The 23,503-nt window shown below is 57.9% G+C and carries 15 protein-coding genes, 1 tRNA gene and 3 rRNA genes; 9 read left to right on the top strand and 10 right to left on the bottom strand.

Annotated features, from left to right (window positions below; all coding sequences use genetic code 11):
* Nucleotides 1–15 precede the first annotated feature (15 nt).
* The gene (locus DTA24_RS24935) at nucleotides 16–744 is read right to left on the bottom strand and encodes a MerR family transcriptional regulator (protein ID WP_008807075.1); all 729 of its coding nucleotides are present in this window, start codon (nucleotides 742–744) and stop codon (nucleotides 16–18) included.
* A 116-nt stretch (nucleotides 745–860) separates the two neighbouring features.
* Between DTA24_RS24935 and DTA24_RS24930 the strand changes: the two genes are divergently transcribed.
* Nucleotides 861–1,394, top strand: coding sequence for a lipocalin family protein (locus tag DTA24_RS24930; protein WP_002887259.1), 534 nt, complete (start codon nucleotides 861–863; stop codon nucleotides 1,392–1,394).
* A 9-nt stretch (nucleotides 1,395–1,403) separates the two neighbouring features.
* Here DTA24_RS24930 and DTA24_RS24925 read toward each other — a convergent pair whose 3' ends face one another.
* The 5 genes from DTA24_RS24925 to DTA24_RS24905 all read right to left on the bottom strand — a co-directional run bounded on the left by DTA24_RS24925 (nucleotide 1,404) and on the right by DTA24_RS24905 (nucleotide 8,039).
* On the bottom strand, nucleotides 1,404–1,751 hold the full coding sequence (locus DTA24_RS24925; protein WP_008807073.1) for a DUF1294 domain-containing protein: 348 nt from the start codon (nucleotides 1,749–1,751) through the stop codon (nucleotides 1,404–1,406).
* Between the two features lie 72 nt (nucleotides 1,752–1,823).
* Nucleotides 1,824–4,973 (bottom strand): CusA/CzcA family heavy metal efflux RND transporter, encoded by a 3,150-nt coding sequence (locus DTA24_RS24920; RefSeq protein WP_071583367.1) that lies wholly within the window; start codon nucleotides 4,971–4,973, stop codon nucleotides 1,824–1,826.
* 11 nt (nucleotides 4,974–4,984) lie between these two features.
* Nucleotides 4,985–6,247: an efflux RND transporter periplasmic adaptor subunit gene (locus DTA24_RS24915; RefSeq protein ID WP_123837104.1), complete on the bottom strand. Its 1,263-nt coding sequence runs from the start codon at nucleotides 6,245–6,247 to the stop codon at nucleotides 4,985–4,987.
* Nucleotides 6,248–6,291: 44 nt separating this feature from the next.
* Entirely contained in the window at nucleotides 6,292–6,636 is a 345-nt protein-coding gene (cusF, locus tag DTA24_RS24910) for a cation efflux system protein CusF (protein ID WP_038422771.1), read from the bottom strand.
* Between the two features lie 17 nt (nucleotides 6,637–6,653).
* Complete coding sequence (locus DTA24_RS24905) at nucleotides 6,654–8,039, bottom strand: efflux transporter outer membrane subunit (protein WP_123837193.1); 1,386 nt, start codon at nucleotides 8,037–8,039, stop codon at nucleotides 6,654–6,656.
* Nucleotides 8,040–8,211: 172 nt separating this feature from the next.
* Here DTA24_RS24905 and cusR point away from each other — a divergent pair, with 172 nt between their 5' ends.
* Complete coding sequence (gene cusR / locus DTA24_RS24900; RefSeq protein WP_110196632.1) at nucleotides 8,212–8,895, top strand: copper response regulator transcription factor CusR; 684 nt, start codon at nucleotides 8,212–8,214, stop codon at nucleotides 8,893–8,895.
* On the top strand, nucleotides 8,885–10,318 hold the full coding sequence (locus tag DTA24_RS24895; RefSeq protein WP_012543000.1) for a Cu(+)/Ag(+) sensor histidine kinase: 1,434 nt from the start codon (nucleotides 8,885–8,887) through the stop codon (nucleotides 10,316–10,318). The genes cusR and DTA24_RS24895 overlap by 11 nt, the downstream gene beginning before the upstream one ends.
* A gap of 63 nt (nucleotides 10,319–10,381) precedes the next feature.
* Here DTA24_RS24895 and DTA24_RS24890 read toward each other — a convergent pair whose 3' ends face one another.
* Nucleotides 10,382–11,503 carry a cupin domain-containing protein gene (locus DTA24_RS24890; RefSeq protein ID WP_012542999.1) on the bottom strand — a complete coding sequence of 374 codons (1,122 nt, stop codon included), beginning with the start codon at nucleotides 11,501–11,503 and terminating at the stop codon, nucleotides 10,382–10,384.
* A 592-nt stretch (nucleotides 11,504–12,095) separates the two neighbouring features.
* Here DTA24_RS24890 and DTA24_RS24885 point away from each other — a divergent pair.
* The 6 genes from DTA24_RS24885 to DTA24_RS24855 all read left to right on the top strand — a co-directional run bounded on the left by DTA24_RS24885 (nucleotide 12,096) and on the right by DTA24_RS24855 (nucleotide 18,505).
* Nucleotides 12,096–13,635, top strand: a 16S ribosomal RNA gene (locus DTA24_RS24885).
* Nucleotides 13,636–13,720: 85 nt separating this feature from the next.
* Nucleotides 13,721–13,796 (top strand) — tRNA-Glu (locus tag DTA24_RS24880).
* Between the two features lie 187 nt (nucleotides 13,797–13,983).
* A 23S ribosomal RNA gene (locus DTA24_RS24875) occupies nucleotides 13,984–16,887 on the top strand.
* 191 nt (nucleotides 16,888–17,078) lie between these two features.
* A 5S ribosomal RNA gene (gene rrf / locus DTA24_RS24870) occupies nucleotides 17,079–17,194 on the top strand.
* The 16S, 23S and 5S rRNA genes sit together here with 1 tRNA gene alongside, the layout of an rRNA operon.
* 394 nt (nucleotides 17,195–17,588) lie before the next feature.
* Nucleotides 17,589–17,864, top strand: coding sequence for a DUF2574 family protein (locus DTA24_RS24860; RefSeq protein ID WP_012542998.1), 276 nt, complete (start codon nucleotides 17,589–17,591; stop codon nucleotides 17,862–17,864).
* 323 nt (nucleotides 17,865–18,187) lie between these two features.
* Nucleotides 18,188–18,505: a hypothetical protein gene (locus tag DTA24_RS24855; RefSeq protein ID WP_012969041.1), complete on the top strand. Its 318-nt coding sequence runs from the start codon at nucleotides 18,188–18,190 to the stop codon at nucleotides 18,503–18,505.
* Nucleotides 18,506–18,545: 40 nt separating this feature from the next.
* Here DTA24_RS24855 and DTA24_RS24850 read toward each other — a convergent pair whose 3' ends face one another.
* From DTA24_RS24850 to DTA24_RS24840, 3 genes are read right to left on the bottom strand one after another with little or no spacing between them, the layout of a single operon-like run.
* Nucleotides 18,546–19,670, bottom strand: coding sequence for an ABC transporter permease (locus DTA24_RS24850; protein ID WP_012969040.1), 1,125 nt, complete (start codon nucleotides 19,668–19,670; stop codon nucleotides 18,546–18,548).
* Nucleotides 19,670–22,414 (bottom strand): ribosome-associated ATPase/putative transporter RbbA, encoded by a 2,745-nt coding sequence (gene rbbA, locus DTA24_RS24845; RefSeq protein WP_123837103.1) that lies wholly within the window; start codon nucleotides 22,412–22,414, stop codon nucleotides 19,670–19,672. The genes DTA24_RS24850 and rbbA overlap by 1 nt, the downstream gene beginning before the upstream one ends.
* Nucleotides 22,411–23,478, bottom strand: coding sequence for an HlyD family secretion protein (locus DTA24_RS24840; RefSeq protein ID WP_123837102.1), 1,068 nt, complete (start codon nucleotides 23,476–23,478; stop codon nucleotides 22,411–22,413). The genes rbbA and DTA24_RS24840 overlap by 4 nt, the downstream gene beginning before the upstream one ends.
* Between the last annotated feature and the right edge of the window lie 25 nt (nucleotides 23,479–23,503).

The raw sequence follows: 23,503 nt of genomic DNA, 5'->3' as shown, positions 1-23,503 counted from the left end.
AGTTAAAACAGGGAGTTAGAGCGGAATTACCTCGAGGGAGACGACCTGCTGCTGCCAGAGTTCGACCTGCCTCTGGCGGGCGGCGGAAAGTTTGCCGCTGGTGACCAGCAGCCAGTTGCGCTGGGGGAAAATCTCCGGCGCCAGGGCGGCGGGAGGCACCGGCAGGACGTCGATGCGATGACCCTGGCCGGTACGTTTGAGCGCCTCAAGCCAGATTTCGCAGGCGTCGGTCAGGTGCCAGCCGGTGATCAGAAAGTTGTCCCCGGGCGCCTTCTTGTCGCCTTCGAGGCAAAACGAGGTATAGGCGATGATGATGCCGTCGAGAATTTCGCGCAGCGTCATGATGGCCGGCACGTTGGCGGAGACCTGGCTGCGCAGCGGACGCAGCACTTCGGTTACCAGCTCCTGGCGCGGATATTCGCGCCCGGCGTCGTAGATCAGCTGGCGCAAGGACTCGATTTTTCCCTCTTTCAGCCGCTGCAGCATGGTCTCCTGCAGCGTCAACCAGTTATTGGTGCGCCGCGCGCCGGGGCGCGACAACAGGGGCTTCACCTGGCTGACTGGTACCCCTTTTTTCACCCAGTCGAGGATCTTCAGCGCCTGCTGGACGTCGTCATCGCTGTACTGACGGTGACCACCATCGGTGCGCAGCGGCTTGAGCAGGCCATAGCGGCGCTGCCAGGCGCGAAGCGTGGTCGCATTTATCCCGCATAGTCGGGCAAATTCGCCGATGGAGTAAGGCATGGAGGCCACCTGTTAACAAAGAATATTCTCAATATACTACGAATCACGTCGGCTGGCGTGAAGTGTAGTGGCTTTGCACTACACTTTCCCCTACCGCGTAAATGAAAGGAGTTCTCATGAAGCTATGGCCTGTTGTCACTGGCGTTGCTATCGCGTTGACCCTGGTGGCCTGCAAATCGCCCACCCCGCCGAAGGGCGTTCAGCCGATTAGCGGGTTTGACGCCAGCCGTTACCTTGGAAAATGGTATGAAGTCGCCCGCCTGGAGAATCGCTTCGAGCGAGGCCTGGAGCAGGTGACCGCCACCTACGGCGCCCGCAGCGACGGGGGGATCAGCGTCGTCAATCGCGGTTATGACCCGGTCAAAAAACGCTGGAATGAGAGCGACGGAAAAGCCTACTTCACCGGCGCCCCCACCACCGCGGCGCTGAAGGTGTCGTTCTTCGGGCCATTCTACGGCGGCTATAACGTGATCCGCCTGGACGATGACTACCAGTACGCGCTGGTCAGCGGCCCCAACCGCGACTATCTGTGGATCTTGTCGCGCACCCCCACCATTCCGGCGGCGGTGAAGCAGGATTACCTGAATACCGCGCGCGAGCTGGGCTTTGACGTCGATCGCCTGGTGTGGATCCGCCAGACGCCGCGCTAGCCTCGCCCCTTAGCGGCTGAGCAGGTGGGTATAAACCACGTACAGCCCGGCCAGCGCCGCCACGTTCAGCGCCACGCTGACGAAAAACCACCGCCGGAAGGGCTGCTTTTGCGTTTTATGACGAAAGCACTGCTGGCCGAGGATGGCCCCCGGCCAGCCTCCCGCCAGGCCCAGCACCAGCAACGTGGTTTCCGGCACCCGTCGCCAGGCTTTGCGCGCCGCCAGCTTGTCGGCGCCATAGATAAGCCATGTCAGAAGGCTGCTCAGTAAAAACCACATCGCCAGCGGGTAGGGCAGCAGGGCGCTGCCCACGGCGGTGAGCAGCAGCAGGGAATAACACACCAGGTTCAGATTCATAGGGACGTTCACGCCGGCCAGAAGAATGGCGCCACTATAGCCAATTTCCCGGACCGGCGTAAACGCGGCGGGTTATTCGCTACGCTTGCTCCGATGCCGGGACAGCCACATCAGCTTATATGCCGCCGGAATGATAAATAGCGACAGCAGCGGGGCGGTGATCATCCCGCCAATCATCGGTGCGGCGATACGGCTCATGACTTCCGACCCGGCGCCGGTACCCCATAAAATCGGCAACAGGCCGGCGATAATCACCGCCACGGTCATCGCCTTCGGCCGCACGCGCAGCACCGCCCCCTGGTACAGCGCCTCGTCGAGCTTATCGACGCTGAAAGTCTGCGGATTCTTCAGCGACGGTTCCGCCTCGATGGCGTGGCGCAGGTACATCAGCATCACCACGCCAAACTCCGCCGCCACCCCGGCCAGGGCGATAAAGCCGGTCCCGGTGGCTACCGATAAATGGAACCCCATCCAGTAGAGAAACCAGATCCCGCCGACGAGGGCGAACGGCACGCTGGTGATAATCAGCAGCGCCTCGCCGACGCGGCGGAACGCCAGATACAGCAGCACGAAGATAATCATCAGCGTCATCGGCACCATCAGCTTCAGCTTCTGATTGGCGCGCTCCAGCAGCTCAAACTGCCCGGAGTAGGACACACTGATGCCCGGCTTCAGCTTCACCTCCTTGCCGATGGCCTGCTGCAGATCGTGCACTACCGACACCATGTCGCGGTCGCGGGCGTCGATGTAGATCCAACTGGTCGGGCGGGCGTTCTCGGTCTTCAGCATGGATGGTCCGGTGACCACCTTTACCTCAGCCACGTCGCCGAGGACGATCTGCTGCTTCAGCGGCGTGAGGATCGGCAGCTGGCGGAGGGTCTCCGGGCTGTCGCGATAGCTCTGCGGGTAGCGGATGTTGATCGGGTAGCGCTCGACGCCCTCTACCGTTTCGCCAACCATCGCGCCGCCGATGGCGGACGAGACGAACAGCTGCACGTCGCCGACGGTCATCCCGTAGCGGGCCGCCTTCTCACGCTGAATATCAATATTGAGGTAGCGCCCGCCGACCAGCCGCTCGGCTAATGCCGACGTGACTCCCGGCACGGTGCGCGCCACCCCTTCAATTTGTTCGGCGATGGCGTCGATATCGGCCAGATTAGTGCCGGAAACTTTAATGCCAATCGGGCTCTTGATGCCGGTGGAGAGCATGTCGATGCGGTTGCGGATCGGCGGCACCCACAGGTTCGCCAGCCCCGGCAGACGCACGGTTTTATCCAGCTCCTCGACGATCTTCTCCATGGTCATCCCCGGTCGCCACTGATCCTGCGGCTTGAGCTGAATCGTGGTCTCTACCATCTCCAGCGGCGCCGAGTCGGTGGCGGTTTCGGCCTTGCCGGTTTTGCCGAACACCCGCGCCACTTCCGGCACCGTCATGATCAGCTTATCGGTTTTCTGCAGCATATCCGCCGCCTGCGCAGCGGAGATCCCCGGCAGCGTTGACGGCATATAGAGCAGATCGCCTTCGTTAATCTGCGGCAGAAACTCGCCGCCGACCCGGTTAAGGGGCCAAATCACCGTCAGGATCGACAGGAGCGCAATCAGCAGGGTAGTCTTCGGCCAGTGCAGCACCTTCAGCAGCAGTGGGTGATAAATGCGGATTAAAAAGCGATTCAGCGGGTTGCTGTTCTCCGCTGGGATCCTGCCGCGGATCCAGAAGCCCATCAGGATCGGGATCACCACGATCGCCAGCAGCGCCGCCCCGGCCATCGACCAGGTTTTGGTGAAGGCCAGCGGGCCGAACAGTTTGCCCTCCTGGCCTTCGAGGGTGAAAATCGGGATAAACGACAGAGTAATGATCAGCAGGCTGATAAACAGCGCCGGGCCGACCTCCACCGACGCCTCGGTAATGATTTTCCAGCGGATGTCGTTGCTTAGCTTCTCTCCCGGGTGCTGATGTTCCCACTCCTCCAGCCGCTTATGGGCGTTCTCAATCATCACGATGGCGGCATCGACCATCGCTCCCACCGCAATGGCGATCCCGCCCAGCGACATGATGTTGGCGTTGAGCCCCTGGAAATGCATCATGATAAAGGCGAAGCACAGGCCGAGCGGCAGCGAGATAATCGCTACCAGCGCCGAGCGCACGTGCCACAGGAACAGGGCACAGACCAGCGCGACGACGATAAACTCTTCCAGCAGCTTATGGCTGAGGTTGTCGATGGCGCGGTCGATAAGCTGGCTGCGGTCGTAGGTGGTGACCACTTCAACCCCTTCCGGCAGGCTGCTTTGCAGCGACGCCAGCTTCGCTTTGACCGCCGAGATCACCTCGCGGGCGTTCTTGCCGGAGCGCAGGATCACCACGCCGCCGGCGACTTCGCCCTCGCCATTAAGCTCGGCGATACCGCGGCGCATCTCCGGGCCAATCTGCACCCGCGCGACGTCGCCGAGATACACCGGCACGCCGTTATCGCCGGTTTTCAGCACGATATTTTTGAAGTCGTCGAGCGTCTGCAGGTAGCCGCTGGCGCGCACCATATATTCGGCTTCCGCCAGTTCGACGGAAGAGCCGCCCGCCTCCTGGTTAGAGGCGTCCAGCGCCGATTTCACCTCGCCGAGGCTGATGCCGTACTGGGTCAGCTTCATCGGGTCGACGACAATCTGGTACTCCTTGACCACGCCGCCCACCGACGCCACTTCCGAGACGTTAGGGATGGTTTTCAGCTCATATTTTAAGAACCAGTCCTGCAGGGAGCGCAGTTCGGCGAGGTCGTGCTTGCCGCTGCGGTCGACCAGCGCGTACTCGAAGACCCAGCCGACGCCGGTGGCGTCCGGGCCCATTTCGGCGCTGACCCCGGCGGGAAGTTTGCCCTGCACCTGGTTGAGATACTCCAGCACCCGCGAGCGCGCCCAGTAAGGATCGGTGCCGTCTTCAAAAATCACGTAGACGTAGGAGTCGCCAAACTGCGAGAAGCCGCGAACCGTTTTGGCGCCGGGTACCGACAGCATGGTGGTGGTCAGCGGCCAGGTGACCTGGTTTTCGACGATCTGCGGCGCCTGCCCCGGGTAGCTGGTTTTGACGATCACCTGTACGTCGGAGAGGTCCGGCAGAGCGTCCACCGGGGTATGGACGATGGTCCAGGTCCCCCAGATGCTGAGAAACAGCGCCGCCATCATCACCAGGAAACGGTTGGCCACCGAGCGGCGGATAATCCATTCAATCATGGTTCCGTTCCTCAGTGCGCGTGGGCGGCAGGAGCCGTGACATCAGGAGCCTGCGCGCGCATGCGCTCCAGCGCGCCGGCGATATTGGCTTCCGAGTCGATCAGGAACAGGCCGCTGGCGACGACTTTCTCACCCTCCTGCAGCCCGCTGCGAATGGCCGTGACGCCAGCGGATTCATGGAATACCTGCACGCGTTTCGGCACGAAGCGGCCCTCATTATCCACGGTAATCACTCGCTGCTCGCTGCCGCTGTCGATCAGCGCTTTGGAGGGGATCAGCAGCATCGGTTCGCTTTCACTGGTCAGTTGCAGATAGGCATTCATCCCCGGCTTCAGCGCTTCATCCGGGTTGTTGACTTGCAGGCGCAGCTGCAGGGTACGGGTGGCGCTATCGACGCTGGGGAGAAGGGTCCATTTGTTGATGCTGAAGGTTTTTCCCGGCCAGGCGGGAACCTGAATGGCGAACTGCGAGGCGTCTTTAATCAGCCAGACGATGGATTCCGGCACCGCCACGCTGACCCACACCGGGTCCATGCCCTGAATTTTCGCCACCACATTATCTTTGGCGATATTCATTCCGGCACGCAGATCGAAGGCGGTAATCACGCCATCGATCGGCGCTTTGAGGGTAAAGCGGGTCTGGATTTTACGCGTGGTTTTCAGGCGGCGGATATCGTCATCCGGCATTCCGGCGAGGCGCAGGCGCTCGAGGATCCCCTCGACCTGGGTGGCGGTGCCCCCGGTCTCCTGCAACAACAGATATTCGCTCTGCGCTTCCACCCAGTCAGGGATGGTCAGCTCGAGGAGCGGCGTGCCTTGTTTCACCTTGTCGCCGACGGTCAACGGATAGACTTTATTGATAAAGCCCGCCGCCCGCGCCTGCATAATCACATACTGGTACTCGTTATAGCTAATGTTGGCCGGGAAGGTCTGAGTGTAGCGCAGCGGCCCGCGGGTGACCGCGGCGGTTTTTACGCCGAGATTCTGGGTCTGCGTCGGGTCGATACGCACCCCCGACGCACCAGCGGCGGCATGCTCCTCATCGGCGTATTTCGGCACCAGATCCATATCCATAAACGGCGATTTACCCGGTTTATCGAAGCGGGTGTTCGGGTACATCGGATCGTACCAGAACAGCACTTTACGCTGCTGCTCGGCCGCCGGAGCGGCAGAGTGGGTCGGTGCCCATCGGGCGTACAGCGCCGTGGTAAGCGCGCCGCCAATCACCATGCTGCCGAGGATCAGCGCCGTATTTTTCAGTGTCAGGGATGCCATGTGTCGTCCATTTAGTCGTTGAGGGGCTTACCGTCGCCGGGCCATTAGTGGGCGCGAATATCCTGCAGCAGCGACAGGTTGCCCTGCTGAACGAAGGTGAAGTCCACGCTGTCGCCATTCTTCACATTGTTGAGCTGCGTCTGCGGGGTGATGGTGAAGCGCATGGTCATCGGCGGCCAGTTCACCGCCGGGATGGCCTCGTGGGCGATGGTGATTTTTTTGCTATCCATATCAATAGCTTTAATGACGCCTTTGCCGCTGATGCTTTGCGCCTGCGCGGCGGCGGGCTCCTCGTGCATCGCCATGCCGGCGTGCGGGTCGGCGGCCTGGGCGGCGAACACCGTGCCAGAGAGCAGGGTGAACAGGGCGATTTTAGATAGTGAATTCATCATCAAGACTCCTTGGGTTATTCCATCCAGCCGCCGCCGAGGGCGGCGAACAGGGTGATTTCATTTGCCTGACGGGAATAGTTGAGTTCCAGCAGGGTTTGTCGGGTGGTAAAAATGTCGCGCTGGGCGCTCAGGACTTCGATGTAGCTGACCGCGCCGTGACGATAGAGCGCAGTAGCGCGCTGCAGGGTGATATTTAGTGAAGCGAGATAGCGCTCCTGGGCGGCAATTTGATCGGCCAGGCTCTGGCGCAGGGCCAGCGCGTCGGCCACCTCTTTAAAGGCGGACTGGATTTTTTGCTCATAGTTGACCACCTGCTGCTGCTGGCGGATTTCCGCCAGATCGAGGTTGGCCTGATTGCGCCCGGCGTTGAAAATCGGCAGTTCAATTTTGGGGATGAAGTTCCACATCGCGCTGCCGGCGTTAAACAGGCTGGAGAGCTCGCTGCTGCTGCCAGAGAGCGAGCTGGTCAGGGTAATCGACGGGAAGAAGGCCGCCCGCGCGGCGCCGATGTTGGCGTTGGCCGCCAACAGGCTGTGTTCGGCCTCTAAAATATCCGGCCGCTGCAACAGGATCGCTGAGGAGAGCGATGGCGGCAGGGTTACGCCTTTCAGGTCCACCGCGCTGCTGGCGTTATCGTCCCGCAGATGCTGGTAGCTGCCGAGCAGCAGCTGCAGGGCGTTATTGGCCTGCGCCAGCTGGCCCTGACGTTTGGCGATATCGGCACGGGTGCTCTCGATCATCCCGCGCGCCTGCTCCAGCGCCAGCACGGTGGTGCTTCCGGTCAGCAGCTGTTTTTCAACGAAGGCGTAAGACTGCTGATAGTTCTGTAAGGTGTCGTTGGCCACCTGCAACTGCGCTGCCGCCAGCCGCTGGTTGAAGTAGCTTTGTGAAACGTTAGCAATCAACAGGATATGTACCGCACGCCGGGCCTCTTCGCTGGCGAAGAAGTTCTGCCGGTCGGCCTCGCTGAGGTTTTTCAACCGGCCAAAGAAGTCGAGGTCATAGCTGAGATTCAGGCCGGCGGCATAATCGCTGCTGGTGGTGGTGTCGCCTTTAAGCTTGCCGCCATAGGTGGTGCTGCCGTCACCGTTCAATTGCGGGTAGCGGTCGGCGTCGGTAACCCGATATTGCGCGCGAGCCTCCTGCACTTTCAGCGTCGCCATCCGTAAATCGCGGTTGTTGGCCAGCGCGGTACTAATCAGGCTCTTCACCTGCGGGTCGACGAAAAAGGTGCGCCAGCCGGTCTCCTGATAGCCCGCTGTCGCGGTAACCAGCTTGTTCTGGCTGAGTGAGAACTGCTGCGGCACCGGCGCGGCGGGGCGCTGATAGTCCGGAGCAAGTGACAGACAGCCGGTTAAGGCGAATATCACGCTGAGGGTAAGAAGCTTTATTGGGCGCATGGCGGCAGACGGTTTCGACGATTTATCCATGGCGGCTACTTTACGTAGCGGGCTCTGTTCAGGGCGTGACAGGAAAATGACAAAGCTGTCATTTTCCTGATATTTCATTGCTATCCGGAGGCGCTCCTCTAAAATTGAATACCCGCACGAAGCGCGCGTGAAGGAGCCTGCCGTGAAGATTTTGATTGTCGAAGATGAGAAGAAAACCGGGGAGTACCTGACCAAAGGGCTCACCGAGGCCGGCTTCGTCGTCGACCTGGCCGATAACGGCCTTAACGGCTATCACCTGGCAATGACCAGCGATTACGATCTGCTGATCCTCGACATCATGCTGCCGGATGTGAACGGCTGGGATATCGTCCGCATGCTGCGCGCCGCCAATAAAGGTATGCCGATCCTGCTGCTTACCGCGTTGGGCACCATTGAGCATCGGGTGAAGGGCCTGGAGCTGGGCGCCGACGACTATCTGGTGAAGCCATTTGCTTTTGCGGAGCTGCTGGCGCGAGTGCGGACCCTGCTGCGCCGCGGGGCGGCGGTCATCGTCGAAAGCCACTTTCAGGCGGCGGATCTCAGCGTTGATTTGGTCAGCCGCAAGGTTACGCGCGGCGCGACGCGTATCACCCTGACCAGTAAGGAATTCACTCTGCTGGAGTTCTTCCTGCGCCATCAGGGCGAGGTGCTGCCGCGTTCGCTGATTGCCTCGCAGGTCTGGGATATGAATTTCGACAGCGACACTAACGCCATTGACGTGGCGGTGAAGCGGCTGCGCGCCAAAATTGATAACGACTTCGAGCCGAAGCTTATCCAGACCGTGCGCGGCGTCGGCTATATGCTTGAGGTGCCGGATGGCCGCTAAGCGCCCCTTTTCCCTGGCAACCCGGCTGACCTTCTTTATTAGCCTCGCCACCATCATTGCCTTCTTTGCTTTCACCTGGATCATGATCCATTCGGTGAAGGCCCACTTTGAAGAGCGCGACGTGCACGATCTCAGGCAGCTCAGCACCACCCTGGAGACGGTGCTCAACCACGCCGACTACCCGCAGGCGCGGCGACTGGAGATCGTGAGGAATATCATTGCGGGTTACGCCAACGTCTTTATCTGTCTGGACGACGGCCAGGGCAATATTTTGTTTCAGTCGCCAGACGGGCCGGATCTCAGCCATATGCTGAGTACGCCGGGGCTGGCGATGCAGCTGCGCGACGGGAATGTGATTTCATGGACTGACCCGCAGCCGCGGAAGATGGTTCATGATAATCATCCAATGGAGACCCGCGCCTGGCGGCTGATCATGCTGCCGCTGGGCAAGCAGGCGGACGGCAAACCGGCGTACCACCTGCTGATGGCCTTATCCATCGATTTTCACCTGCACTATATTAACGAGCTGAAAGCGAAGCTGATTTCCGCGGCGACGATAATCAGTTTGCTGATCATCGCCATCGTGCTGTTTGTGGTCTATCAGGGGCATAAGCCCATCCGCCAGATCAGTCGCCAGATCCAGAATATTACCTCGCGGGATCTCGACGTGCGCCTTGACCCGCAGGCCGTGCCTATCGAGCTGGAACGGCTGGCGCTGTCGTTTAACCATATGCTGGAGCGCATAGAGGATGTCTTTACCCGCCAGTCCAACTTCTCCGCCGATATCGCCCATGAAATCCGCACGCCGATTACTAACCTGGTGACGCAAACTGAAATCGCCTTAAGCCAGAGCCGCAGCCAGCAGGAGCTGGAAGAGGTGTTGTATTCCAATCTCGAAGAGTTCTCGCGGATGTCGCGGATGGTCAGCGATATGCTGTTCCTCGCCCAGGCGGATAATAACCAGCTGATCCCTGAGCAACAGGCGCTGGATCTGGCCGAGGAAGTGCATAAGGTGTTTGAGTTCTTTGAAGCGTGGGCGGAAGAGAAGGCGGTGGCGCTGCGCTTTGTCGGCAGCCACTGCCGGGTGATGGGCGATCCGCTGATGCTGCGGCGGGCGATCAGCAACCTGCTGTCGAACGCGATCCGCTACACGCCGGCCGGCCAGGCGGTGACCATCCAGTTGAGCGAAAGCGCCGAGACGATCCGTCTGGTGGTGGAGAATCCCGGTACGCCGATTGCCGCCGAGCATCTGCCGCGGCTGTTTGACCGTTTCTATCGCGTCGACCCCTCGCGTCAGCGCAAAGGCGAGGGCAGCGGTATCGGCCTGGCGATTGTGAAATCCATCGTCAGCGCCCACCACGGCAGCGTAGCGGTGCAGTCCGATCTGCGCTCTACGCGTTTTATTATCGTGCTGCCGAAATAGACGCAATAACGGCTGAAAGTCAGCGGGCAGCGCCAGGCGGCCGCCCGCAGTATTGCCGCTCTCTTACTCTTCGAAGTACCAGTAGCCCTGATTAATCAGCCGCGTCAGTTCGCTCACGAACGCCGGATTCTGCAGGCCGCTGCCGAGCTCCTCCTGACCTAATGAGGTATAGCGGCACAGCGCATCCAGCGCTTCGGCATCGGTGGTGTCCAGCTGTTCGCTATGCACGAAGAAGCTGTCGCCGATATGCAGAACGCGCAGGCCGCTCAGACGAGAAAGCTTTTCGCCGCCCAGCAGCGCATCGACCACTTCCTCTTCTTCATACGGTGGTTCCGCCGGCGCAATATCCAGCTCGTGACGCGGGGTGGTCACGAAACTGCCGAACCACTGCTTGAAGTCTTCCGGCTGGCGAATCATGTCGATCATCATGGTGCGCAGACGTTCGAGTTCATACTCCTCAACCCGGCCCGGATGCTCGCGGCAGGTGAGGTCCGGATCGCTGTAGTGCTCGCCGCCAAGATCGTTCTCCAGCACATAGTCGGCGAAGCTGCTGATCAGGTCGCGACCGTTTGGCCCGCGGAAGCCGACGGAGTAGTTCAGTGCGGTTTCGTGGGTCACGCCATCGTGCGGGAATCCTGGTGGAATATAGAGGATATCGCCCGGCTGCAGATCTTCATCAATGATCGGCGGGAACGGATCGACGTGCAGCAGTGCCGGATGCGGGCAGAACTGACGCATCGGCAGCTTATCGCCCACGCGCCAGCGGCGGCTGCCCATGCCCTGAATAATAAAGACGTCATACTGATCGATATGCGGGCCGACGCCGCCGCCGGGGACGGAGAAGGAGATCATCAGGTCGTCCAGACGCCAGTCCGGCAGTACGCGGAACGGGCGCACCAGCTCGGCGGCGGGCATATGCCAGTGGTTTACCGCCTGGGCCAGCAGCGACCAGCCGGTTTCGCCCAGCCCGTCGAAATGTTCAAAAGGACCATTGCTGGCCTGCCATTTGCCGTTGGTCAGGCTGACCAGCCGGCTGTCGACTTCCGGTTCCATGGCTAATCCGGCCAGCTCGTCCGGAGTAATCGGGTCGACGAAGTCCGGAAACGCGTTTTTTAATACCACCGGCTGTTTTTGCCAGTACTTCTCTAAAAACTCGGGCCAGTTAATGTTGAGTTGATAAGCCATCGATTATTACCAGTAAGAAGAAACGGGCCTGATTATAGAAACGGGGGCCAGGTGGGCGCTTTGTCGTGGGTCAAGAGTGGTGCTTAATTCACCATCGGCGCGATAATGGCGTTGGGTAAGAGAGAAAAATCACATTTTTGCCAAAAACCGATCTTAGCGTAAATGGCGCTGCAGGCCGCATGAACACTGGGATGGCGCCTTGAATGGTAAGAAGATGAATAAGCGAAAAGTTCAAATAATGAGCGGTCGATAAGATTTTTCTATTTTAACGCTTGCTACTTCCGGCGAACTCCCTATAATGCGCTCCCACTGACACGGCAGATGTGAATCACTTCACACAAACAGCCGGTTCGGTTGAAGAGAAAAATCCTGAAATTCAGGGTTGACTCTGAAAGAGGAAAGCGTAATATACGCCACCTCGCGACAGAGCGCTAAAGCGCGTCGCAACTGCTCTTTAACAATTTATCAGACAATCTGTGTGGGCACTCAAAGTGACATGGATTCTTAACGTCCTCGGACGAAAAATGAATACCAAGTCTCTGAGTGAACATACGTAATTCATTACGAAGTTTAATTCACGAGCATCAAACTTAAATTGAAGAGTTTGATCATGGCTCAGATTGAACGCTGGCGGCAGGCCTAACACATGCAAGTCGAGCGGTAGCACAGAGAGCTTGCTCTCGGGTGACGAGCGGCGGACGGGTGAGTAATGTCTGGGAAACTGCCTGATGGAGGGGGATAACTACTGGAAACGGTAGCTAATACCGCATAACGTCGCAAGACCAAAGTGGGGGACCTTCGGGCCTCATGCCATCAGATGTGCCCAGATGGGATTAGCTGGTAGGTGGGGTAACGGCTCACCTAGGCGACGATCCCTAGCTGGTCTGAGAGGATGACCAGCCACACTGGAACTGAGACACGGTCCAGACTCCTACGGGAGGCAGCAGTGGGGAATATTGCACAATGGGCGCAAGCCTGATGCAGCCATGCCGCGTGTGTGAAGAAGGCCTTCGGGTTGTAAAGCACTTTCAGCGGGGAGGAAGGCGGTGAGGTTAATAACCTCACCGATTGACGTTACCCGCAGAAGAAGCACCGGCTAACTCCGTGCCAGCAGCCGCGGTAATACGGAGGGTGCAAGCGTTAATCGGAATTACTGGGCGTAAAGCGCACGCAGGCGGTCTGTCAAGTCGGATGTGAAATCCCCGGGCTCAACCTGGGAACTGCATTCGAAACTGGCAGGCTAGAGTCTTGTAGAGGGGGGTAGAATTCCAGGTGTAGCGGTGAAATGCGTAGAGATCTGGAGGAATACCGGTGGCGAAGGCGGCCCCCTGGACAAAGACTGACGCTCAGGTGCGAAAGCGTGGGGAGCAAACAGGATTAGATACCCTGGTAGTCCACGCTGTAAACGATGTCGATTTGGAGGTTGTGCCCTTGAGGCGTGGCTTCCGGAGCTAACGCGTTAAATCGACCGCCTGGGGAGTACGGCCGCAAGGTTAAAACTCAAATGAATTGACGGGGGCCCGCACAAGCGGTGGAGCATGTGGTTTAATTCGATGCAACGCGAAGAACCTTACCTGGTCTTGACATCCACAGAACTTTCCAGAGATGGATTGGTGCCTTCGGGAACTGTGAGACAGGTGCTGCATGGCTGTCGTCAGCTCGTGTTGTGAAATGTTGGGTTAAGTCCCGCAACGAGCGCAACCCTTATCCTTTGTTGCCAGCGGTTAGGCCGGGAACTCAAAGGAGACTGCCAGTGATAAACTGGAGGAAGGTGGGGATGACGTCAAGTCATCATGGCCCTTACGACCAGGGCTACACACGTGCTACAATGGCATATACAAAGAGAAGCGACCTCGCGAGAGCAAGCGGACCTCATAAAGTATGTCGTAGTCCGGATTGGAGTCTGCAACTCGACTCCATGAAGTCGGAATCGCTAGTAATCGTAGATCAGAATGCTACGGTGAATACGTTCCCGGGCCTTGTACACACCGCCCGTCACACCATGGGAGTGGGTTGCAAAAGAAGTAGGTAGCTTAACCTTCGGGAGGGCGCTTACCACTTTGTGATTCATGACTGGGGTGAAGTCGTAACAAGGTAACCGTAGGGGAACCTGCGGTTGGATCACCTCCTTACCTTAAAGAACCTGCCTTTGTAGTGCTCACACAGATTGTCTGATGAAAGTAAAGAAGCAAGGCGTCTTGCGATTGAGACTTCAGTGTCCCCTTCGTCTAGAGGCCCAGGACACCGCCCTTTCACGGCGGTAACAGGGGTTCGAATCCCCTAGGGGACGCCACTTGCTGGTTCGTGAGTGAAAGACGCGTGCCGATGTATCTCAAAACTCATCTTCGGGTGATGTTTGAGATATTTGCTCTTTAAAAATCTGGATCAAGCTGAAAATTGAAACGACACATATTTAATGGTGTGTTCGAGTCTCTCAAATTTTCGCAATCTGAAGATGACAAGACATCTTCGGGTTGTGAGGTTAAGCGACTAAGCGTACACGGTGGATGCCCTGGCAGTCAGAGGCGATGAAGGACGTGCTAATCTGCGAAAAGCGTCGGTAAGGTGATATGAACCGTTATAACCGGCGATGTCCGAATGGGGAAACCCAGTGTGATTCGTCACACTATCGTTAACTGAATACATAGGTTAACGAGGCGAACCGGGGGAACTGAAACATCTAAGTACCCCGAGGAAAAGAAATCAACCGAGATTCCCCCAGTAGCGGCGAGCGAACGGGGAGCAGCCCAGAGTCTGAATCAGCTTGTGTGTTAGTGGAACGGTCTGGAAAGTCCGACGGTACAGGGTGATAGTCCCGTACACCAAAATGCACAGGTTGTGAACTCGAAGAGTAGGGCGGGACACGTGGTATCCTGTCTGAATATGGGGGGACCATCCTCCAAGGCTAAATACTCCTGACTGACCGATAGTGAACCAGTACCGTGAGGGAAAGGCGAAAAGAACCCCGGCGAGGGGAGTGAAAAAGAACCTGAAACCGTGTACGTACAAGCAGTGGGAGCACCTTCGGGTGTGACTGCGTACCTTTTGTATAATGGGTCAGCGACTTATATTCTGTAGCAAGGTTAACCGTATAGGGGAGCCGCAGGGAAACCGAGTCTTAACTGGGCGTTAAGTTGCAGGGTATAGACCCGAAACCCGGTGATCTAGCCATGGGCAGGTTGAAGGTTGGGTAACACTAACTGGAGGACCGAACCGACTAATGTTGAAAAATTAGCGGATGACTTGTGGCTGGGGGTGAAAGGCCAATCAAACCGGGAGATAGCTGGTTCTCCCCGAAAGCTATTTAGGTAGCGCCTCGTGAACTCATCTTCGGGGGTAGAGCACTGTTTCGGCTAGGGGGTCATCCCGACTTACCAACCCGATGCAAACTACGAATACCGAAGAATGTTATCACGGGAGACACACGGCGGGTGCTAACGTCCGTCGTGAAGAGGGAAACAACCCAGACCGCCAGCTAAGGTCCCAAAGTCATGGTTAAGTGGGAAACGATGTGGGAAGGCACAGACAGCCAGGATGTTGGCTTAGAAGCAGCCATCATTTAAAGAAAGCGTAATAGCTCACTGGTCGAGTCGGCCTGCGCGGAAGATGTAACGGGGCTAAACCATGCACCGAAGCTGCGGCAGCGACACTATGTGTTGTTGGGTAGGGGAGCGTTCTGTAAGCCTGCGAAGGTGGCCTGTGAGGGTTGCTGGAGGTATCAGAAGTGCGAATGCTGACATAAGTAACGATAAAGCGGGTGAAAAGCCCGCTCGCCGGAAGACCAAGGGTTCCTGTCCAACGTTAATCGGGGCAGGGTGAGTCGACCCCTAAGGCGAGGCCGAAAGGCGTAGTCGATGGGAAACAGGTTAATATTCCTGTACTTGGTGTTACTGCGAAGGGGGGACGGAGAAGGCTATGTTAGCCGGGCGACGGTTGTCCCGGTTTAAGCATGTAGGCGGAGGTTCCAGGTAAATCCGGTACCTTTTAACGCTGAGGTGTGATGACGAGGCACTACGGTGCTGAAGTAACAAATGCCCTGCTTCCAGGAAAAGCCTCTAAGCATCAGGTAACATTAAATCGTACCCCAAACCGACACAGGTGGTCAGGTAGAGAATACCAAGGCGCTTGAGAGAACTCGGGTGAAGGAACTAGGCAAAATGGTGCCGTAACTTCGGGAGAAGGCACGCTGGTGTGTAGGTGAAGTCCCTGCGGACGGAGCTGAGACCAGTCGAAGATACCAGCTGGCTGCAACTGTTTATTAAAAACACAGCACTGTGCAAACACGAAAGTGGACGTATACGGTGTGACGCCTGCCCGGTGCCGGAAGGTTAATTGATGGGGTTATCCGTAAGGAGAAGCTCTTGATCGAAGCCCCGGTAAACGGCGGCCGTAACTATAACGGTCCTAAGGTAGCGAAATTCCTTGTCGGGTAAGTTCCGACCTGCACGAATGGCGTAATGATGGCCAGGCTGTCTCCACCCGAGACTCAGTGAAATTGAACTCGCTGTGAAGATGCAGTGTACCCGCGGCAAGACGGAAAGACCCCGTGAACCTTTACTATAGCTTGACACTGAACATTGAGCCTTGATGTGTAGGATAGGTGGGAGGCTTTGAAGCGTGGACGCCAGTCTGCGTGGAGCCAACCTTGAAATACCACCCTTTAATGTTTGATGTTCTAACGTAGGCCCCTGACCGGGGTTGCGGACAGTGTCTGGTGGGTAGTTTGACTGGGGCGGTCTCCTCCCAAAGAGTAACGGAGGAGCACGAAGGTTAGCTAATCCTGGTCGGACATCAGGAGGTTAGTGCAATGGCATAAGCTAGCTTGACTGCGAGCGTGACGGCGCGAGCAGGTGCGAAAGCAGGTCATAGTGATCCGGTGGTTCTGAATGGAAGGGCCATCGCTCAACGGATAAAAGGTACTCCGGGGATAACAGGCTGATACCGCCCAAGAGTTCATATCGACGGCGGTGTTTGGCACCTCGATGTCGGCTCATCACATCCTGGGGCTGAAGTAGGTCCCAAGGGTATGGCTGTTCGCCATTTAAAGTGGTACGCGAGCTGGGTTTAGAACGTCGTGAGACAGTTCGGTCCCTATCTGCCGTGGGCGCTGGAGAATTGAGGGGGGCTGCTCCTAGTACGAGAGGACCGGAGTGGACGCATCACTGGTGTTCGGGTTGTCATGCCAATGGCACTGCCCGGTAGCTAAATGCGGAAGAGATAAGTGCTGAAAGCATCTAAGCACGAAACTTGCCCCGAGATGAGTTCTCCCTGAGACTTTAAGTCTCCTGAAGGAACGTTGAAGACGACGACGTTGATAGGCCGGGTGTGTAAGCGCAGCGATGCGTTGAGCTAACCGGTACTAATGAACCGTGAGGCTTAACCTTACAACGCCGAAGCTGTTTTGGCGATTTGAGAGAAGATTTTCAGCTCTGATTCAGAGTCCGAAGGATTTTGCGCTGAGACAAGGCGGCAAACGAGGCGATGGAAGGAGCATACATAAGTATGTGACTGACACTCGCGAGAGCAGCCAACGCAGTATGAGCGCAAAAGACACAGGACGAGCACAAAGAATTTGCCTGGCGGCGATAGCGCGGTGGTCCCACCTGACCCCATGCCGAACTCAGAAGTGAAACGCCGTAGCGCCGATGGTAGTGTGGGGTCTCCCCATGTGAGAGTAGGGAACTGCCAGGCATCAAACAAAGCAGAAAGCTCAGTCGAAAGACTGAGCTTTTTGTTTTTGCGTTTTAACAAGAACCCCGTCCCGAAAGGTGCGGGGTTTTTTGCTGTGTGGGGTATATCTCCCCGGTGGCGCTGCGCTTACCGGGGCTACGGATTCGCACCCGCCCTGCACGACCTGTAGCCCGGACAAGGTGCGCTGCACCGCCTCCGGGGAAACATCCGGCCCGACCGCCGGGTTCGTTAACATCAGTAATACCTATCACATTAATAGGTTACCCTGTAATTGTCCTTATTAATTATATGGATTATCTTCCCTGCGTGATGAATCAACGCATCATCTCTCCCAAGGGAGAAAAATAGAAAGCAACTCGCTTATTTCTCATCCTGTTAACTGGTTATAAAGTCAATGAAAAAACCGCTAATTGGGATTCTGGCTTTCGCTTATGGACTAAGCTTACCTCTGTTTGCTGCTGATACCGCCACATTAACGCTCTCCGGGCGGGTGGTTTCAGAAACCTGCAGTACCGATATCGTCAATAAACAACCTCAGCAGCGTTGCGGAAAGAATACCTATCTTATTGCTTCGCAAAATAGCGTGACGAATGCTCGCGGCGTGATCACGCGGACGGTGAATTTACCGGATGATGCAAGTCGGAAAATAATTATTAGTAGTTACGATTAATATGATCTCTCTATTTCAGCGCCATTTTATTGTGCCTCGGTAAAATAATGGCGCTGCCTCTTCCTCCCGCAAAATAACGCACTTACGATTCAGAAAAAATATTTCCGTGACTGAATACTTCGCTCCCGGATGTATTGTGCCAAACAGTATGCTTCTTCCCTGTTTTTGTCTTAATGAGCTACATCATTAACACTTTGTTAACTTGATCTGGTTTATATGGCGGAAAATTTGTTATACAAAGGGGGATGATTGCCTGTATGGATGCTGCCCGAAATACCTTGCGAGACATATGCAGGTTATCGGCTGGCAATATGAGAATAGAAATGAAAATCCTGCTTAACTGGTCGCCACTGCGCCAGCTCTTCACTTACATTCAGGAGCGCTTTACCTTTCTGGTGCTGCTCTGCTGGCCAGCGATTATCTGGCTGTTCTGCCGGGTCGGCGTATGGCTTATGGATAACGTTTATGAACTGCTGGGGAAATCACCCGCCCAGTCCTTCACCGTCTACCTGCAGCCGTTTATGACCCCCGGCACGCTGCTGCGCATCTCCATCAGCTGGATTGTCTTATTGTTTATCCTGTTTAGTATGGCGATGGCCTTCACCTGGGGTTTACGTCGCTTTATGAACCGCCACAAATAAATCCCTGGGCCGCCGTCAGTCGACGGCCCTTCTTAAGCCCTTACGCCATCTCGCCAATAGTCTTACGAAAACGCAGCAACGCGATAGTAAAGAATACCCCGCCGATAGCCAGCAAGGTTAAGAACTGCGGCCAGACGATGGCGAAGCTGGCGCCGCGGTACAGTATCGCTTGCGCCAGACTGACGAAGTGGGTGGTCGGCATGGTCAACATAATATCCTGTACCAGCTGCGGCATACTTTCCCGCGGCGTGGATCCGCCGGAGAGCATCTGCAGCGGCAGCAGCACCAGAATCATCAATAGCCCCAGCTGCGGCATCGATCGGGCGAGGGTGCCCATAAAAATGCCGATTGAGGTCGTGGCGAACAGGCTGAGCGCCACCCCCAGCATAAACAGGGGAATCGACCCTTCAATGGGCACCTGCAAAATCCCCTGCACCATCAGTATCAGCGACAACCCGGAGACCACCAGCACCACCAGGCCCATCGACCAGATCTTGGCCATCATGATTTCAAACGGCGTTACTGGCATCACCAACAAGTGCTCTATGGTGCCATGTTCCCGCTCGCGGATCAGCGCCGAACCGGTGAGGACGATCGCCAGCATGGTGATGTTGTTGATGATCGCCATCACCGCGCCAAAGCGCTCCTGCTCAAGGTTAGGGTTAAAACGCATCCTTACCGCCAGCTCTACCGGCAGTACGCTGTTATCCCGATAGCGGGCGACAAAACTGTTGACTTCGCCACTGATAATATTCTGGATATAGCCGTTGCCGGTAAAGGCCTGGCTCATGCGCGTGGCGTCGACATTGACCTGGACTTCCGGCTGCCGACCGGCCAGCACATCGCGCTGGAAGTTAGGCGGGATGTTGATGGCGAAAGTGTAGCGCCCGGCATCCAGCCCGGCGTCCATCTCATCAGCGGTGATCAGCTCCGGCTCAAGAAACCAGGGACGGTAGAAAGCGTTAATGATGCGTGAAGAGAGCTGGGATTTATCCATATCAGCAACCGCGATCGGCGCCAGGTGCAGCGAACCGGGCATCACCGTGGCCGAGGAGTACACCGACACGGTAAAAGCAAACACGATCAGCGCCAGCATCGCTTTATCGCCGAGCAGGCTGCGCAGCTCTTTGACGCCAAGATTATAAATATTGCGTAATCCGCGCATCATCCCTCCTGTTTCTTCAGCAGCAGCACGCTCAGCCCGAGCACCAGCGGCACCGCAAGCAATAGCGGAATGAACGAGCCCCACAAATCGCTGAGATTCAGCGCCTTGGAGAAGGTGCCGCGAGCGATAGTCAGGAAGTGGCTGGTCGGATAAATTTGCCCGATCCAGCGCCCGGGCCCTTCCAGCGACGCCACCGGATCGATCATCCCGGAGAACTGGGTTGCCGGGATCAGCGTAATGATCGCGGTACCGAAGATGGCGGCGATTTGGCTCTTCATAAAGGTTGAGATCAGCAGCCCCAGACCGGTGGCGATGGTGACATACAGCAGCGCCGCCAGGGTCAGCGTCAGGAAGCTGCCCTTATGCGCGACGCCAAAGACAAAGACCGACAGCGCGCACAGCAGGAAGAAGTTAAACATCCCCAGTACGATGTAAGGCAGCTGCTTGCCGAGCAGGAATTCGCTGCGGGTGGTTGGCGTCACGTACAAGTTGATAATCGATCCGAGCTCTTTCTCACGGACTACGCTCAGGGCGCTGAGCATCGCCGGGATCATCATCAGCAGCAGCGGGATCACCGCCGGGACGATGGCCGGCAGGCTCTTCACGTCCGGATTATAGCGATAGCGGGTCTCGATGGAGATGAGCGAGGTATCGCGCTGTGGGCTGCTCTGCCGGCCAGCCATCTCCTGCAGCCAGGCGAGATGCATCGCCTGCACGTACCCGCGCACGGTTTCCGCGCGGTTGGGCATCGCGCCGTCCACCCAGACGCCGATTTGCACCGGTGTGCCGCGGGCGATATCGCGACCAAAGTTCGGCGGGATCTCTATTGCCACCGCCAGTTCGCCGTCACGCATCCGGCGGTCCAGTTCGTCATAGCTGTGCAGTGGCGCCTGCTCGATAAAGTAGCGTGAACCGGCTATGTTCTGCGACCAGCCCTGGCTGCTGAGGGTTTGGTCGCGGTCGAGTACGGCAAAGCGCAGATCCTCAACGTCCATGCTGATCCCATAACCCATGATAAACATCAGGATCACCGTCCCCAGCAGCGCCAGCGTCGATCGCACCGGATCGCGGCGCAGCTCCAGCGCCTCGCGGCGGCTGTAGCTAAACAGGCGGCGTAGACTGAAGGCCTGCCGTGGGGCCGTGTGTTCCGAATGCGATGCGACAGCAGACGTGGGGTCCTCTGGTACTAGAGAGGACGGTTGGGCCTCTTTAAGCCAGGCGATAAACGCCGCTTCGAGGCTGGCGCAGCCGCGCTGCTCAACCAGCGCCTGCGGCGTATCGCTGGCCAGCACCTTGCCAGCGTGCATCAGGGAGATGCGATCGCAGCGTTCCGCCTCATTCATAAAGTGGGTGGAGATAAATATAGTAACGCGATCCTGGCGCGCCAGGTCTACCATCAGCTGCCAGAACATATCGCGCGCCACCGGGTCGACGCCGGAGGTCGGCTCATCGAGGATCAGCATCTCCGGGCGGTGGATGACCGCCACCGCTAACGACAGGCGCTGACGGATCCCCAGCGGCAGATCGGCGGGAAGCGCGTCTTTAACCTCGGTCAGCATAAAGCGCTCGCTCATCTCAGCGACCCGGTGGGCTATTTCGTCGTCCGGGATATGAAACAGGCGGGCGTGCAGCTCGAGGTTTTGCCGAACGCTCAGTTCGCTATAGAGCGAAAAGGCCTGTGACATATAGCCCACCCGCTGGCGGGTGGCGATATCCTTCGGGTCGACCGGCTGGCCGAACAGCCAGGCTTCACCTTCGCTGGCGGGCAGCAGGCCGGTGAGCATCTTCATGGTGGTGGATTTGCCGCAGCCGTTAGATCCAAGGAAGCCAAAGATTTCGCCGCGGGCGATGCGAAAGTTAACGTGGTCGACGGCAACAAAGTTGCCGAAGCGCATGGTCAGGCCGCGCGCTTCGATGGCGATCTCTTCCTCGCGGCTGTCGCGCGGCGGGATAACTACCGTCTTATGCGCTTGACGTTGTGCTTCAGGTAGCAGGGCGATAAACGCCTGCTCCAGGGTCTGGCTGCCGGTCTGGGCTTTGAGCTCCGCGGCGCTGCCGGTCGCCAGCACCTCGCCGGCATTCATCGCCACCAGCCAGTCAAAGCGCTCGGCCTCTTCCATGTAGGCGGTAGCGACCAGCACGCTCATCTCCGGCTGGCGCTGGCGAATACTGTCGATAAGCTCCCAGAACTGCGCCCGGGAAAGCGGGTCGACGCCGGTGGTCGGTTCATCAAGGATCAGCAACTGCGGGTCGTGGATCAGCGCGCAGCACAGGCCGAGCTTTTGCTTCATCCCACCGGAGAGTTTACCGGCGGGGCGATCGCGAAACGGCGCCAGCCCGGTGCTCTGCAGCAGCTCGTTGATTCGCAGTTCGCGCTCGGCTTTATCGTGGCCGAACAGGCGGGCGAAGAAGTCGACGTTTTCATACACCGAGAGGGTGTGATAGAGGTTTTTCCCCAGCCCCTGTGGCATCCACGCGATTTTCGGGCACACGTCGCGGCGGTGATGCACATCACGCATATCGCCGCCAAGCACCATCACGTTACCCTGTTCAATGGCCCGCGCCCCGGCGATCAGCGAGAGCAGGCTCGATTTGCCGACGCCGTCCGGGCCAATCAGACCAACCATACGCCGTGCCGGGATCGCCAGGCTGATATCCCGCAGCGCGATGGTGGCGCCATACTGCTGGCCAACGTTTTCCAGCAGGGCGACGGGGGGCGAGGTATCCTGCGGCGTCAGTTTCATTGCGGCAACCTCACCGTTAGCGCCTCAGGCCAGGGTTGTTGTTTATCCACCCGCACGTAAGCCATGCCGGGCAGGCCGGTTTTGACATATTCCAGATGCTGCGCCAGCAGCTCCGGCGGGATGCGTGCTTTGACGCGGAACATCAGCTTAAGGCGCTCGTCGCCGGTTTCTACCGTTTTCGGCGTGAACTGGGCGACGCTGGCGACAAAGCTGATGTTGGCCGGGATCACCAGATCCGGCGCGGCATCAAGGATCAAGCGCGCTTCGCTGCCGAGCGCCAGCAGGCCAGCCTGTTCGGTTGGCAGAAAGAAGGTCATATAGACATCGGCGAGATCGACCATATTCAGCACCCGGCCACCGGCGGCCAGGACTTCGCCTGGCTCAGCGACGCGATACTGAATGCGGCCATCACGGGGTGCTTTCAGCTCGCTATCGTCAATATCGGCAAGGATCCGCCGTTCGGTCGCCTGGGCGGCTTCGACGCGGGTTTGCGCCTGAATAATGCTGGTGCGGGCAGCTTCGATGGCGGCGCGGGCGGCAGAGACCTGGGCTTTTGCCGATTCCAGCGCCGCGCGGGCGCTCTCTGCTGCCGCGCGGTCGTCATCCAGCTGCTGGGCGGAGACGGCGCCGCGCTGCGACAGGGCATTCGAGCGGACATGGCGTTTCGCCGAGGAATCCAGCTCCGCCTGGCGCTGCTTCACCACTGCTTCGCTGGCGCGCATTTCACTCTGCCGCTGATCGAGCAAGGCTCTGGCGGCGAGCACCGCGCTTTCCGCCTCCTTGATTTGTGCGGCGGCTTCAAGACGCTGCTCGTTCAGTACGCGGGTATCCATCCTCGCGAGGACTTCTCCCTGACGCACAAACTGGCCCTCTTTGACCAAAATCGTGTCGATACGCCCGGCGATTTTACTGGCAATATCGACTTCGGTGGCTTCGATTCGGCCGTTGCTACTGGCAAAACCGTCCGGGAGACCTGGCGGGCGCAGCAGCCACCATGCGGCGGCGGCGAGCACCACCAGTAAGCCGACAAGATACCCTGCCCAACGTTTCTTTATTTTGTCCATACGCGACTCGCTTGATTCCCTTTGC

It is taken from the genome of Klebsiella sp. P1CD1 (assembly GCF_003790505.1).
GTDB lineage: Bacteria > Pseudomonadota > Gammaproteobacteria > Enterobacterales > Enterobacteriaceae > Klebsiella > Klebsiella variicola.
Note: the sequence above shows the minus strand (reverse complement) of the source record. Positions and strands in the feature narration are given on the sequence as shown.